The sequence below is a fragment of the Halorubrum sp. 48-1-W genome (assembly GCF_003287355.1).
Taxonomy (GTDB): Archaea; Halobacteriota; Halobacteria; order Halobacteriales; family Haloferacaceae; genus Halorubrum.
The window spans coordinates 79975-92554 of the sequence record NZ_QMIM01000001.1 but is presented as its reverse complement, the minus strand read 5'-3'; the positions used below and the strand labels follow the sequence as shown (position 1 = coordinate 92554).

Genomic DNA, 12580 nt, shown 5'->3' with positions numbered 1-12580 from the left:
GAGTTACCGCTCGTCCCACGCGGGGACTGGATAGTTGGCCTCGTCGGTCGCGGCGTCCTCCGGACCGACGATCGCTGGCGACCCGTCCTCGCCGAGCTGGATGAGGAGCGTCTGGGTGTTGATGTTGTTGTGGTAGTACTCGCCCTCCGTCTCGAAGGCGACGTCGCCGTAGAAGGTGTTCACATCGATCTCCTCGAGGATCCCGATCAGTTCGTCCTTGTCGTCCTGGCTCAACGGTGGTGCCGACCCGAGCTCCTTGAACGCTTCCTGGAAGACGATCCCGGCGGCCGTCGATCCGGCCTGCGTGTAGTCGGGCGCGGTGTCGTACTCGGACTCGGATGCGTCCGCGTACGCCTGCGGGGAGTCGAAGAGGACCCCTCCGGACCGGTCGACGCTCGGGATCCAGACCGTCGCCCCGAAGGTGTACGGTGCCTGATCGTCCGCCCCGTCTTTGTATGACCCGGTGTTGACACCGTAGTGCATCAGGAACCCGTCCGGGTTGTATCCGAGTTGCTCGGATGCGCTGATGAGGTCGACGTGACTTCCGATGTGACCGCCGTGTAGGTGGAGGTCCGGGTCCACGTCCTGGGCCGCGCTCACGACGTTCGTGTAGTCGGCGTCGCGTGGGAACTCCTCGTAGTTTTCGACGGTGACCCCTGCCTCCTCGGCGGCGTCCCGCATCGACTCGCCGGTCGCGACGGAGAAAGGCTCGTTGACGGCCGTGACGTACACCGAGTCGGGCTGTGGTTCGAGGTTCAACAACGCGGACGTCGCCTCGTTGCCGATGATGCTCACCGTCGGGATGGTCCCGAAGCTGTACTCGAACCCCTCCTGCCAGATCTGCGGCGATTCGGCGCTTCCGGTAATGTGCGGCATGGAGTTCTGCTCCATAATCGGACAGACCGCGAGGGTGACGTTGCTCGAGTACGGACCGAGGATGGCATCCGCGCCGTCCTCGATCATCTCCGAGGCCGCGTCTGCCCCCGTCGAGGGACTCGACTGCGCGTCGGCGTACTCCACTTCCACCTCGTAGGTCTCCCCACCGACCTCGATGCCGCCCTTCTCGTCGTTGACCGTGTCCGCCCACAGGTCGTACCCACGCTGAGTTACCTCGCCGCCGAAACGGAGGTCACCTGAGAGCGACGTCACCGCTCCAAGCTTGAAGTAGTCGCGTTCGGATCCCCCCCGAGCCCGGAACAGCCGGCCAACCCGACCGCGGTCGCTGCACCACCGATGCCCTTCAGGAACGTCCGCCGATCGCCATATTTCCGTGACATAACGACACACAATGTTCTCGGAGTACGTGTAATAAATGTTTATGTGGATGTCAATATGTGTGTTCGTTCGAGAGCGATCCGATGGATCGGCGCGACGCTTCCGCCTCGCTTGCGATCGTTTTTGTCCGCCCGGATCCCAGGGATCCACACTCACATGGCGCGTCTCCTCCACTACTCCGACATCGAGAACGTCTTCGACGTCCCCGAGCGCGCGGCCAAGCTCGCCGGGCGGCTCCGCGAACTCGACGGCCCGGACGCCGCGGTCGTCGCCACCGGCGACACCACCGCGCCGGGCGTCCTCTCGCTGGTCGCGAAGGGACGCCAGACGATCGACTTCTACACTGCGACCGACACGCTGTTCGACACGTTCGGCAACCACGAGTTCGACTACGGTCCCGACGCGCTCCGCGGGCTCGTCGCCGACGCGCCGGTCGAGTTCGTCTCCGCGAACGTCCGCGACGAGGACGGCGAACCCTTCGGCCGCCGGGAGGGCGTCGTCCCGTGGACGACCCGCGCGGTCGACGGCGCGACCGTGGGGTTCGTCGGCGTCACCGACCCGGCGACCGACTCGCTGAACCCGATGGCCGCCCCGCTCACGTTCGACGACCCGGTCGCAACCGTCCGCGAGGCACTCGACGAGCTCGCGAGTGAGGGGCCGACCGTCGACCACCGGGTCGTCCTCTCGCACCTCGGCGGTGGCGACGACGACATCGCCCGGGAGTTCGACGTCGACGCGGTCCTCGGCGGGCACGTCCACAGCCGGCGGAACGAGCGCATCGACGGGACGCTCCTCGTCCGCCCCGGCGTGAACGGCGAGGCCGTCGCCGAGGTCGACCTCGGCGACCCGAACGACGCGAACGACCACCCGACCGCGACGCTCCACGAACCCGACGGCGTCGTTCCCCACGGGGAGCTCGAGCGGTCGCTCGCCCGGCGGATGGCCGCCGCCGACCTCGGCGAGGTCGTCGACCGGGTCGAGGAGCCGATCGAGCGGGCCGGCGAGGTCGTCCACGGCGGGGAGTGTCGCGTCGGCAACTTCGTCGCCGACGCGTTTCGATGGGCACACGACGCCGACGTCGGGCTCTCGAACGCGGGCGGACTCAGACAGGGCGACCCCTGGCAGGGCGACGTGACCAAGGCGGACCTCATCAGCCTCATCCCCTTCGAGGAGCCGGTCGTCCTGACGTCGGTCACCGGCGCGGAGCTACGGGGCGTCCTCCGGGAGATGGCCGCGCCCGACGTCGACTTCGGCGAGGACGACTGGTGGCACGGCCACGTCTCGAACGCCCGGGTCGTCTGGGACGCCGACGCGGAGGAACTCCTCGAGGCGACCGTCGCCGGGGCACCGATCGACCCGGACGCTCGGTACACGGTCGCCACCTCGGAGTACCTACTCCACTCCGACCACGAGTACCCGACGCTCTCGGAGCGCCACCGGATCGGCGAGGCCGACATCCAGTACGAGGTGCTCGCCGACTTCGCCCGCGAGCGCGGGATCGATCCCGAGATCGAGGGACGGATCGAGATCCGGAACCGGGAGGAGTGACGTACCGAAACGAAACGCCGGGTCGCCTCAGGGAAGGTCCACGTCGACGTCGTGTTGTCGACCCGCCGCCTTCACCGTGTTGTACAGGAGCATCGCGCGGGTCATCGGCCCGACGCCGCCGGGGACGGGCGTGATCGCGCCGGCAACCTCCCTCGCGGAGTCGTAGTCCACGTCGCCGACGAGTTCGTACCCCTTCTCGGTGTCGGCGTCCACGCGGTTGATACCCACGTCGATCACGGTCGCGCCGGGCTTCAGGCTCGAGCCGTCGACGAACTCCGGGATCCCCACAGCGGCGATCACGATATCGGCGTCGGCGAGTTTCCCCTCCAGGTCCTCCGTTCGGGAGTGACAGACGGTCACGGTGGCGTTCCCCTGCGGGGCCTTCTGGATCAGGAGGTTCGCCATCGGCTTGCCGACGATGTCCGAGCGCCCGACGACGACCGCGTCGGCCCCCTCGGTCTCGACGTCGTAGGCGGCGAGCAGCTTCTGGACGCCGTGGGGCGTACAGGGCTTGTAGCGGGCGTCGCCCGCCACGAGCCGGCCGACGTTCTCGGGGTGGAAGCCGTCGACGTCCTTCTCGGGGTCGATCCGCCGGAGCACCTCGCGACCCTCGACGTGGTCGGGGACCGGCAGCTGGACCAAGATTCCGTGGACGTCCTCGCGGGCGTTGAGGTCGTCGATGGTCGCGAACAGCTCCCCCGCGGGGGCGTCGGCATCGACGTCGACGTGGATCCCCTCGATGCCGACCTCCTCGCAGTCGCGCTGTTTCATCGAGACGTACGTCTCGCTTGCGGGGTCGTCGCTCATCAGCACGGTCGCCAGTCCGGGCTTCACGCCCGCGTCCGCGAGCGTCTCCACGCAGTCGGCGACGCCCGACCGGACGTCCGCCGCCACCGCCTCGCCGTCGATGACCTCCGTCATACTCGTATGGGGCGGCGGGAGCGGTAAAAGCTACCCGGGATCGTGTCGATCTGTGCAGTGCGCGTCGATGAAGTATCCACGAAGGTGGATCTTCCTCGGCGGCATTCGCCGGATCCGCGCACCGTTCGTTCCGGGTACACCGATCACTCCGGGTACAGCTCCTCCTCCCGCTCGATCGCGTCGATCGCGGCGACCTCGTCGGGGCCGAGCGCGAGGTCGGCGGCTGCGAGGTTCGCCCGGAGGTGCCGCTCGCTCGACGCCTTCGGGATCGTCACGACCGGGTCCTTCGCGACCGCCCACGCGATCGCGACCGCCTCGGGCGTCGTCCCGTGTCGCTCCGCGATCTCGACCACCTCCTCGACCGCTCTCACCTTCCCGCCCGCGAGCGGCGAGTACGCGACGACGGGATAGCCGTGCTCGCGGGCGTGCTCGAGGAGTTCGGGACGGTGATAGAGCGGGTGAAGCTCGGTCTGGTGGGCAGTGATCGGGGCGTCGAGGACCTCACGGGCGCGCTCGAGGTCGTCGATCTCGAAGTTCGAGACGCCGACCGCGCCGACGACCCCCGCGTCGACGAGGGAATCCAGCGCGGGCAGTGTCGTCGCCGGGTCGTACGCGCCGCGAGGGCGGTGGACGTACAGCAGGTCGATCCGGTCGACGCCGAGGCGTTCGGCGCTCTCGCGGGCGGTCGGTCCAACGTCGTCGCCCGCGAGCGCGTCGATCCAGAGCTTCGTCGCGACCGTGACGTCCGCGCGCTCGACGTCGCTTGCGGCGAGCCCCTCGCCGACGACGCCCTCGTTGCCGTAGATACGGGCGGTGTCGAGGTGGCGGTAACCGACCTCGAGCGCGGTCGCGATCGGTTCGGGCTCCTCGATGCCCATCGTTCCCAGACCGACCGGCGGGAGCGGGGCGGGCGAGCGGTCCATGTCTCGAGGTACAGCCGGCCAGGCATAAACTTCCGCAGGTCACGGCGAGTCGATCGGCGAGCGCCCACAGAGGCTCACGAGGTCGTGGAGGTCGTCGATCTCGTAGGTCGGCTGGGTGGAGAGCTCGAACGACCGGCGGTGGGGTCGACGGATGAACGCGGAGTCGATCCCGGCGTTGTCGGCTGCGAGGACGTCCGACTCGTTGTCGCCGACGAACAGCGCGGTGGACGCGTCGAGGTCCGCGAGCGCCCGCTCGAGGTAGTAGGGGGAGGGTTTCTTCCGCGAGAGGCTGGCGATCGAGGGTTCGCGGCCGTAGACGACGTCGAAGCGGTCGGCGAGGCCGAAGTGCGCGAGGAGGTCGTCGACGGTGGCCTGCTGGTTCGAGGAGACGACCCCGAGCGTGGCGTCGAGGTGCGCCAGCGCGCCGACGTCCTCGTAGGGCGTCTTGCGACCGGCACGCGAGTCGGCCACCTGTGCGTCCGACGCGGTCCGATCGCGGACGCGCCAGAACTCCGCCGGGTCGACCCCGTAGCGCTCACAGATGTCGGAGAGCGTCGCCGGGTCGACGCCGACCGCGACGTCGTCGACGTCCGCGAGGTCCGGGTCGGTCACGCCCAGCTGTTCGAAGGCCTCCCAGGCGGCCTCACGGAGGGTGTCGAAGGGCGTGCGACCGACGATCACTCCGTCGTGATCGAGAACGACGGCGTCGTACACGTCGTCCACTCGGTCGCAAACCGGCAAAAAGGTTTCAGTGCGTGTACCGTCGTGCGTTCGATGTCCGCGGAATTTCGAGGCGCGCGAGAACCCCTGTACTTTCAATACCCGGCGCGTCCAACGTTCCGCTTGGACCATGAACATCGCTGATATCGCAGTGCCGGAGTACGTCGAGGTCGACGCCGACGAGCGGCTCGCCAAGGTCCGATCCATCTTCGAGCGCGAGAACCCGAAGGGAATCGTCGTCATCGACGACGGCGAGTACGTGGGAGTCGTCGGCGAGAAACAGTTGCTACGGTCGCGGATGGAGGACGACACGAAGGTCTCCGCCGTCGTCAAGCCCGCCCCCTCCGTGAAGCGGACCGAGGACGTTCGCGAAACCGCCCGCCTCCTCGTCGAGGGGGACGTGAAGATCGCGCCCGTCTACGAGGGCGAGAAGCTCTACGGTATCGTGACGGTCGACCAGATCCTCGAGGCGGTCCTCGAGAGCCTCGACGCGATCACGGTCGATCAGATACTCACGACGGACGTGATCGGTATCAACGAGAAGGACAGCGTCGGCCGGGCGATAAACCGACTCCGTGAGAACGGGATCTCCAGGCTCCCGGTGCTCGACGACGACGGCACCCTCGCCGGCGTCGTCACCACGAACGACATCGTGGAGTTCGTCGTTCGCGACCAAGTTCGGCAGGGGAGCGGCGACCGTGCCGGCGACATCGACCGGATGCTCGATCTCCCCGTCTACGACATCATGTCGAGTCCGGTCGTGACGGCGACCGCCGACGAGACCGCGAAGGCGGCCGTCTCCCGGATGTTCGAAAACGACGTCTCCGGCCTCGTCGTCACCCCCGAGGACGCCGAGACGGTCGCGGGGATGATCACCAAAACCGACGTGTTGCGCGCACTCACGTTCACCGAGGAGGACTCGCTCGACGTCCAGATCACGAACGTCGACCTCCTCGATCGCACCTCGCGTGAACACATCGTCGGGTCGATAGAGAACGTCGTGGACAAGTACGCCCAGATGCAGGTGATGCACGCACACGTCCGGCTCCACCAGCACAAAGAGAAGCTCCGCGGCACGCCGCTCATCCAGTGTCAGATCCGCCTCCGAACCGATCAGGGACAGGTCGGCGGGTCGGGCGAGGGGTACGGCGCGGAACACGCCTTCCACGTGGCGCTCGACAAGCTGGAACGGAACGTCCTCGAGATCAAAGGCGTCAACGCCGACGAGGAGTACCGCGGCCAGCTGCTCCGCAAACTCGGCGATCTCTAGGCGTTTCCGACCCGACGTCGACCCGGCTCCGGCCCGCTCCGTGCGTTCCTTTTCGATCACTCGGTTTCGACGGCTCGGTCGCCTCCCGGCTAGTCGCCGCTCGTGCCGGCGACGAGCCCGTCCTCGACGATCCTGAACGTCGCGGAGTCGCCGGCGGGTCTCGACCGGTGTTTCTCCAGGGTCGCCCGGCGGTTCCCGCCGCGGAAGCGGTCGACGCGCAGGATCGCGCCGGTCCAGTGGTTGAGGGTGTTGCCGCCGAGCGCGCGGTCACGGTCGCTCTCGGGGTCGGTGAACACCTGGTTGGTGATCACCACCGCGAGGTCGTGTCGTCGCGCCAGCGAGAGGAGGTGTGTCACCTGTTTCGCGACCTTCCGGAGCGACTGGCCGCCCTCGGTGTCGTCGGCTCGCTCGAGCCGATAGAAGCCGGTGGCGGAGTCCAACACGACGAGCTCCACCTCCCCCGCGAGTTCCTCGGCGTCGCGGACGGCCTCGCGCTGGCCCTCGAAGTCGTACGCCTCGGTGATCACCAGCCGCGAGGCCAACTCCTCGACGCTCTCGTCGACGTCCGGACGGTCGATCCGGGCGCCGGCCATCTGTTCGAACCGGTCGATCGAGAGCCCCTCGGTGTCGATGAACAGCGACCGGTCGCCGGCCGCCGCGACCTCGATGGCTGTGGCGAGCGCGAGGTTGGTCTTACCCGCGGCGGGCGGGCCGTACACCTGGGTGACGACCCCGCGTTCGAACCCCCCGCCGAGCAGGTCGTCGACCGGCGCACAGCCGGTCGGGATCGGATCGCTCACTGGCTGACGTTCAGGCCCGTTCGTCTTTAAGCGGTCGGTACCGCGGGACGGTTCGATCGGTGGGGCGACGGAAACGTCCTTCCGCGTCGCCGGCATCCAGGGGCGTCCTTCCGCGTCGCCGGCCATCCGGATCCTTCCTACCGCGCAGCCAGCCACTCGGCGAGGTCGCCGGTCAGGAAGTCGGCGTAGTCGACGATCCCCAGGTACAGCGAGACGAGAACGACGACGACGATCGGGACCCGAACGATCCAGATCCAGGCGGTCCCGAGAGAGCCGAGGTCGCCGATCCCCTTTCCGAGCTCCGCACGCGCGGCGTCGGGGACGACCCAGCCGACGAACAGCGCGAGCAGTAGCGAGCCCAACACCAGGAGGATCCCGTCCGCCAGTTTGTCGAAGAGGTCGAGAAAGATCAGATCGACCGTGACCGGCACGCCGAGGAGGAAGACCGCGACGCCGAGCGCCACGGACGCGGGGAGGCGGTCGACGCCGACCTCGTCGATCAGGTACGAGACGAGCACCTCAAGGATACTGATCGCGGAGGAGAGCGCCGCGATCCCGACCATCCCGAAGAACACGACCCCCAGGACGCGTCCAGCGGGGATGTCGCCGAACGCCGTGGTGAGGCTCACGAATATCCCGCCGGGGCCGCCCGCGCCGGGTTCGATGCCGGCCGCGAAGAGGAACGGGAACACGACGAACCCGACGAGCACGGCCACGAGGGTGTCGAGCCCGGCGATAACGCCCGCGTCGGCCGCGAGGTTCCGGTCCTCGCCGAGGTAGGATGCGTAGGTGATCATCACGCCCATCCCGAGCGAGAGGGTGAAGAAGGCCTGTCCGGCGGCGGCCGGCAGGATGCTCTGCCAGTCCGTAGCGATGGTGCCGAAGTCGGGCGAGAGGTAGTAGCCGTACGCCGCCGTCGAGGCGTCGAGGGTGAACCCGTAGACGGCCATCGCACCCAGCAGGACGACGATCGCCGGCACCATCACCTTCACGCCGAGTTCGATGCCGCCCCGTACCCCCGCAGCGATGATCCCGATGACGAGCGCCATGAACACGGCGTGAAAGAGGAGCGAGTCGAGCCCGGTGGCGACCGAGCCGAAGAGCGCGCCCGCCTCGTCGGCGCCCGAGAGCGCGTAGCCGTCCGTGACCCCAATGAGGGTGTACCGGAGGAACCAGCCGGCGACGACGCTGTAGTACGAGAGGATGACGAAGCCGGTGACGACGAACAGCCAGCCGAGGTGGTTCCACACCCCGCTCCCGAGTTCGCGTATCGCGCCCACCGGGTTCAGGTGCGTGTACCGGCCGATCACGAACTCGACGAGGATCGCCGGGAAACCGATCAGTGCGACGAAAAGCAGGTAGACGAGCAGGAACGCCCCGCCGCCCTCCTGTCCGGTGATGAAGGGGAACCGCCAGATGTTCCCGAGCCCCACCGCGCTCCCGACCGCCGCCAGGATGAACCCCGTCCGTGTCGCCCACGTCTCGCGTGCCATCGTTGTCTGAGGGACCCGGCTGGTAAGTATAAGAGTGTCTTTTCACGGCCGACGATCGCCGATAAAAATGGATGAACGATCGTTTTCGACCGGTCCACTGCCGGTCACGCACGACCGGTCGGGCGCGAGCCCGGATCGGACTCGCCGTCGTCGGGGTCGTCCGGGCCGACGTCGTTCTCGTCCGAGCCGACGTCGTCCGGGGCGGGAGACGGCCGGTCCGCCGGGGCCGCTGGCGACCGTGAATTTAATGCCGTGAGGTCGACCTCACAGGGTATGGAACGCGTAGACGTCGCGATCGTTGGCGGGGGACCTGCCGGTTCGTCTACAGCGCACGCGGCCGCGAGCGGCGACGCGGACACCCTCGTGTTGGAGAAGGGGGTACCGCGGGCCGACCGCGACGGGCTCGGCCCCGACTCCACCGACGCCGCCGGGATCTTGAACTACTGGGTCGACATCATGGGGATCCATCCCGACGAGTTCCCCGACGACGTCGTCCAACGGGAGCTGAACCGGGCGGAGTTCCGGGGACCCACCGAGGCGGCGACGCTGTACGACACGGGCATCGAGTCCTCCTACGACGCGTTCGGGTACACCTTCCAGCGCGCGCGCTTCGACGACTGGCTCCGGGAGCGCGCCGAGGAGGCCGGTGCCGAGTACCGCGTCGGCGTCTCGGTCCGCGGCGTCGACACCGACCTCGATGCGAGCGACGAGGACGCCCCCCGACACACCCTCCGTCTCGCCGACGGCGAGGCGGTCGGGGCCGACTTCGTCGTGCTCGCGGACGGGCCACAGCGGACGGTGACGAACCGGGTGCTCGACGAGTACCTCCCGGCGGGACGGGGCGGGTCCGACCGGCTCGCGCCACCGGAGGCGAACCACATCGCCTATCAGGAGTACCGCCGCGTCCCCGAGGCGGTGTACGAGGCGGTGGAGGACGCGATCGTCTTCTGGTGGGGCGTGATGCCCGGGGAGACCGCGTACCCGTGGATCTTCCCGAACCGGGACCGTGTCTGTCGGGTCGGGCTCACGATGCCGATCGGGATGGATATCGACGACTTCGACGTCGACGCCTACGAGTTGCTCTCGGCGGACGACGAGTCGATCCCGGGCGGCGCGGAGTACGTCCGCCGGCTGTTGGAGTGGCAGTACGGGGACGAGTACGACGTCGAGGAGGACTTCCCGCTCGTCGAGGACGCCGGTAAACGCGGCGGGACCGAGACGTACCCGATCTCCTCGACGCGGCCGATCGACTCGCCGACCGACGCGGGAGTCGCCGTCGTCGGCGGCGCGATGGGGACCACCTCGGCGTTCCACGAGGGCGGCGACCACGTCGCCGTCCGCACCGGGGCGATCGCGGGCGAACTCGCCGCTGGCGGCGACCTGGCCTCGTACAACCGACGCTGGAAGGAGGCGATCGGCGACGAGGTCGTCCGCAACGTGACGATGGCGGACATGGTCGCCGACTACGAGCCGGCCGACTGGGACCGGGTTATCGGCGCGGCGGACGCGATGCTCGCAATGGAGGCGGACGACGGACTGCTCGCACAGCCGTACCGGTCGGGATGGGAGTCGCTGAAGTTGATCCTCGGCTACAAGTGGAACAAACGGAAGACGAAACGCGACTACGTGACGATCGCCGAGGACGAGTACGTGTACTGACCCGCGGTCGGGCGACTCACTCGGCCCTGCGGTCGGGCGACTCACTCGGCCCCGCGGTCGACCGCCGTCGCCGTCGGCCCCCGTTCGCGTGCGTACAGGTCGAGGACCACCTTCGCCCCGCCGAGCGCGACCGGGCCGACGAAGAGGCCCACTCCACCGAAGAGGACGATCCCGCCGAAGATCCCCACGACGATGATCGCCACGTTGATCGCGCTCGCTCGGTTGATCACGGCGGGCCGGAGGTACACGTCCGAGAGGCTGACGAGGATGCCGAAGACGAAGAGGACGACCGCCGCGGTGGAGCGGCCGCGAACGAGGAGGAACATCGATATCGGGACCCAGACGCCGAACGACCCGACGAGCGGGAGTAGCGTGAGGACGAACGCGGCCACGGTGAGGAACGTGACGCCCGGGACGTCGAGCAGGAACAGCCCGACGCCGAGAAGCAGTGCCTGGATCCCCGCGACGATCACGTTGCCGACGACCGACGCCCACATCAGGTCGTCGAGCTCCGCCATCAGGTCGCGTTGAACGTGGTCGGCGATCGGGGCGACGGCGAGCGCCCACTCGACCAGTCGGTCGCCGTCACGCAACAGCGCGAAGAGGACGAAAAGCGTCACCGACAGTCCCACCGTCAGGTCCGGCAGCCCGCGAAGTAGTCCGAGACTCCAACTCACGAGGCGCTGTACCACAGCGTTGATCGGCTCCTGGTAGGTCACGTAGAGCACGTCGACGTCGATGACGAACCCGAAGACCTCGATCTCCTCGACCACGAAATCGCGCAACTCGCCGCGGCGGATCGCGGAGAGGAGCGCGATCCCCTGCCGGATCGCGACGGTGAGGATGTACGCGATCGGGACGAACACCACGAGGAACGACCCCGCGATCACCGAGGCCGCGGCCACGTCCGACCGCACGTGCGCTTCGGCCCGGCGCTGGAGTGGCGCGAGCACGTACGCGAGGACCCCGGCGAGGAGCACGTACTGGAGGTACGTGACGATGAGGGCGATCGCGAGCAGCGCGCTGGCGGCCGCCAGGATCGTGAGCCCGGAGGCGGTCGGTACCCGCTGTGCCGACCCGTCGCTCATCTCGGCGTGGGGCGTCGACGGCTTCGTTCGGACATCGGACGTATCCGTGAGGGACGTGTGACTGTATAAATCCGTGCGGTGTGTCGGCACGCCCGGACGGTGCCGGAACTGTGTAAATCCACCGTAATATCGGGTGTAACGACACGAATGTCCGAGTATTCAGCGAGAGTTCCCGGTTACGGACGGGATATCTCACTCGATGGTGGCGATCGATTTCAGTCGATGGCGGCGATCATCTCGATCTCGACGGTGATGTCGATCGCGAGCGCGGCGACCTCGACGGTGCTCCGTCCCGGATACGGCGCGGGCATCCGGTCGCGATACACCCGGTTGAACGCCTCGATGTCGTCCATGTCGGTCAGGAACGCCGTGACCTTGACGACGTTCTCCAGGGAGGTCCCCGCCGCCTCGAGGACGGCCTCGATGTTGTCGAACGTCTGATGTGTCTGTTCCGCTATCGTCTCGCCGACCACCTCCCGGGTTTCGGGGTCCTTCGGGATCTGGCCGGCCGTGTAGACGGTGTCCCCGTGGATCACCCCCTGTGAGAACGGGAAGTCGCTGTCGTACCCCGCGTCCGTCGAGATGTGACGTACCATGACGGTCACTCTCGGGTACGGGAGAAACGTTTTGGGGTCCGACATCCCGTTTTGAGGGTCCCCATCCCGGGTTCGAGGGAAGCGGGTACGGGCCCCGACGCGCAAGCCTACGGCCGGGTCGGGCGGTGCTCCGGACGACACTTCTCGTATCAGGCGTGGTCGACCGCCGTGTTGATCTCCCGGACCGGGTCGGGAACGCCGTCGTCGGGCCACCCGCGTATCCGGCTTGCAGGGGGATCCGCGCGCCCGGTCGATGCGGACCCGTCCGGCCTTCGGGAGGTCGGCGA

General features: G+C 68.1%; 12 protein-coding genes. 3 read left to right on the top strand and 9 right to left on the bottom strand.

The annotated features are described in order from the left end of the window. Positions 1-3: 3 nt before the first annotated feature. Both DQW50_RS00550 and DQW50_RS17755 read right to left on the bottom strand, forming a co-directional pair. Positions 4-1149 carry an amino acid ABC transporter substrate-binding protein gene (locus DQW50_RS00550; protein WP_157964827.1) on the bottom strand — a complete coding sequence of 382 codons (1146 nt, stop codon included), beginning with the start codon at positions 1147-1149 and terminating at the stop codon, positions 4-6. Next, a complete protein-coding gene (locus tag DQW50_RS17755) occupies positions 1146-1277 on the bottom strand; it encodes a twin-arginine translocation signal domain-containing protein (protein ID WP_157964826.1) in 132 nt (43 codons plus the stop codon). Before DQW50_RS17755 ends, DQW50_RS00550 begins: the two co-directional genes overlap by 4 nt. 154 nt (positions 1278-1431) lie before the next feature. Here DQW50_RS17755 and DQW50_RS00545 point away from each other — a divergent pair, with 154 nt between their 5' ends. Further along, a complete protein-coding gene (locus DQW50_RS00545; RefSeq protein WP_112077384.1) occupies positions 1432-2823 on the top strand; it encodes a bifunctional UDP-sugar hydrolase/5'-nucleotidase in 1392 nt (463 codons plus the stop codon). Between the two features lie 27 nt (positions 2824-2850). Here the strand turns inward: DQW50_RS00545 and DQW50_RS00540 are convergent, their stop codons facing one another. The 3 genes from DQW50_RS00540 to DQW50_RS00530 form a co-directional block, all read right to left on the bottom strand. Continuing rightward, a complete protein-coding gene (locus tag DQW50_RS00540; RefSeq protein WP_112077383.1) occupies positions 2851-3744 on the bottom strand; it encodes a bifunctional methylenetetrahydrofolate dehydrogenase/methenyltetrahydrofolate cyclohydrolase in 894 nt (297 codons plus the stop codon). A gap of 143 nt (positions 3745-3887) precedes the next feature. Next, complete coding sequence (locus tag DQW50_RS00535; protein WP_112077382.1) at positions 3888-4667, bottom strand: aldo/keto reductase; 780 nt, start codon at positions 4665-4667, stop codon at positions 3888-3890. A gap of 39 nt (positions 4668-4706) precedes the next feature. Further along, a complete protein-coding gene (locus DQW50_RS00530; protein ID WP_112077601.1) occupies positions 4707-5381 on the bottom strand; it encodes an HAD family hydrolase in 675 nt (224 codons plus the stop codon). A gap of 136 nt (positions 5382-5517) precedes the next feature. On the opposite strand from DQW50_RS00530, the gene DQW50_RS00525 reads away from it, so the two are divergent. After that, the gene (locus DQW50_RS00525) at positions 5518-6657 is read left to right on the top strand and encodes a CBS domain-containing protein (protein WP_112077381.1); all 1140 of its coding nucleotides are present in this window, start codon (positions 5518-5520) and stop codon (positions 6655-6657) included. An 89-nt stretch (positions 6658-6746) separates the two neighbouring features. Here the strand turns inward: DQW50_RS00525 and radB are convergent, their stop codons facing one another. Together radB and DQW50_RS00515 are read right to left on the bottom strand one after the other, a co-directional pair. Beyond that, the gene (gene radB / locus DQW50_RS00520) at positions 6747-7553 is read right to left on the bottom strand and encodes a DNA repair and recombination protein RadB (protein ID WP_255417602.1); all 807 of its coding nucleotides are present in this window, start codon (positions 7551-7553) and stop codon (positions 6747-6749) included. 41 nt (positions 7554-7594) lie between these two features. Continuing rightward, the gene (locus DQW50_RS00515; protein ID WP_112077379.1) at positions 7595-8950 is read right to left on the bottom strand and encodes a sodium-dependent transporter; all 1356 of its coding nucleotides are present in this window, start codon (positions 8948-8950) and stop codon (positions 7595-7597) included. A gap of 273 nt (positions 8951-9223) precedes the next feature. Between DQW50_RS00515 and DQW50_RS00510 the strand changes: the two genes are divergently transcribed. Then, the gene (locus tag DQW50_RS00510) at positions 9224-10609 is read left to right on the top strand and encodes an NAD(P)/FAD-dependent oxidoreductase (protein ID WP_112077378.1); all 1386 of its coding nucleotides are present in this window, start codon (positions 9224-9226) and stop codon (positions 10607-10609) included. A gap of 41 nt (positions 10610-10650) precedes the next feature. Here DQW50_RS00510 and DQW50_RS00505 read toward each other — a convergent pair whose 3' ends face one another. Further along, the gene (locus DQW50_RS00505; RefSeq protein WP_112077600.1) at positions 10651-11697 is read right to left on the bottom strand and encodes an AI-2E family transporter; all 1047 of its coding nucleotides are present in this window, start codon (positions 11695-11697) and stop codon (positions 10651-10653) included. Between the two features lie 215 nt (positions 11698-11912). After that, the gene (locus DQW50_RS00500; RefSeq protein WP_112077377.1) at positions 11913-12293 is read right to left on the bottom strand and encodes a RidA family protein; all 381 of its coding nucleotides are present in this window, start codon (positions 12291-12293) and stop codon (positions 11913-11915) included. Positions 12294-12580: the final 287 nt, after the last annotated feature.